The sequence below is a fragment of the Kitasatospora sp. NPDC059462 genome (assembly GCF_042749955.1).
Lineage (GTDB): Bacteria > Actinomycetota > Actinomycetes > Streptomycetales > Streptomycetaceae > Kitasatospora.
Genome location: NZ_JBHYUU010000401.1, coordinates 1 through 1,385, shown reverse-complemented (window position 1 = coordinate 1,385; position 1,385 = coordinate 1). Strand labels below are relative to the sequence as shown.

Below are 1,385 nucleotides of genomic sequence, written 5' to 3'. Positions count from 1 at the left end.
CGCCGGGCACCGCGCCCGCGACCCCGGCCGCCACCGGCGCACCCGCGGCCCCCACCGCCGCGCCGGCCGCCGACAAGGACGCCGCGCCCTCCGACGCCCGGCTCACCCTGGCCAGGCCCGGCACCCCGGTGACCGCCCCCGCCGCCAACGGCGACACGGCCCCCGGCAGCGGGGCGGTCGCCACCGGCGCGCTCGCCCCCGGCTTCACCGTCACCCAGACCACCACCGTCACCGAGCAGCGCGGCCTGGGCCTGTCCGGGATCACCTGCACGCCGTCCGGCACCGGCTTCTGGTTCGCCGGCGGCTCCACCGCCGAGGGCCGCACCGACTACATCAGCCTGGTCAACACCGAATCCAGTGCCGCCGTGGTCGACCTCAAGCTCTACGGCGACAAGGGCCTGATCGAGAACGACGCCGCCAACGGCATCACCATCGCCCCCGGCAGCTCGCAGTCGGTGCTGCTGTCGACCCTGAGCAAGGGCCAGGTCGCCGACCTCGCCGTGCACGTGGTCGCCCGCACCGGCCGGGTCGGCGCCGCCCTGCACGCCGCCGACGCCGGCAAGGGCGCCGACTGGGTGCCCGCCTCCGCCGACCCCGCGCCCGTCCAGGTCATGCCCGGCCTGCCCGCCGACACCTCGGCCGCCCGCCTGGTCGTCTGGGCCCCGCCGGAGGACGACGCCGACCTGAAGATCGAGCTCTCCGGCAAGAACGGCTGGTTCACCCCGGCCGGCAACGAGTCCATCCACGTCAAGGCCGGCATGGTGGCCGCCGTCGACCTCGGCAAGGTCACCCGCGACGAGGTCGCCGGCCTGCGGGTGTCGCCCAGCGACGACAAGCACCCCACCCCCGTGGTGGCCGGCCTGCGGATCGACCGCGCCGGGGCCGGCGGCAAGTCCGACGCCGCCTGGCTGGCCGGCACCGTGCCGGTCGGTGCCCGCGCCACCGTCGCCGACAACCGGGGCGGCGGGGCGTCCACGCTCTTCCTCACCTCCACCGGCGAGGCCGCCACCGTCCGGGTCACCGCCTCGGCCGGCACCGGCGGCGGCACCCCCGCCACCCAGGAGGTCCAGCTGCCCGCCGGCGGCACCGTCGCCCTCCCGGCGCCCGAGCCCGCCGGGCTGAACGGCAGCTTCGCGCTCACCGTGGAGACCGTCTCCGGCGGCCCGGTCGCCGCCGCCCGGATGCTCGCGATCCCCGTCAAGGACGTGCCGATGTTCACCGTCCAGGCGCTGCGCGACGACCGCTCCAGCGTCAAGGTCCCGCAGGCCGCCCAGGACCCGGGCGTGGTCCTGCGCTGAACACCCCCGCGACGGCGCCCGGGGGGGCCCCCGGCGGCGGGGGGGGGCCCCCCCGGCGGGGGGGCGGGGCGGACAAGGAGGAGCCCC

Annotated in this window: 1 protein-coding gene; it reads left to right on the top strand. The window is 78.1% G+C overall.

Annotated features, from left to right (window positions below; all coding sequences use genetic code 11):
- Positions 1-1,298: DUF5719 family protein (locus ACFXAM_RS38755; protein WP_380298632.1), on the top strand; the 1,298-nt coding region annotated here is incomplete at its 5' end.
- Positions 1,299-1,385 lie beyond the last annotated feature (87 nt).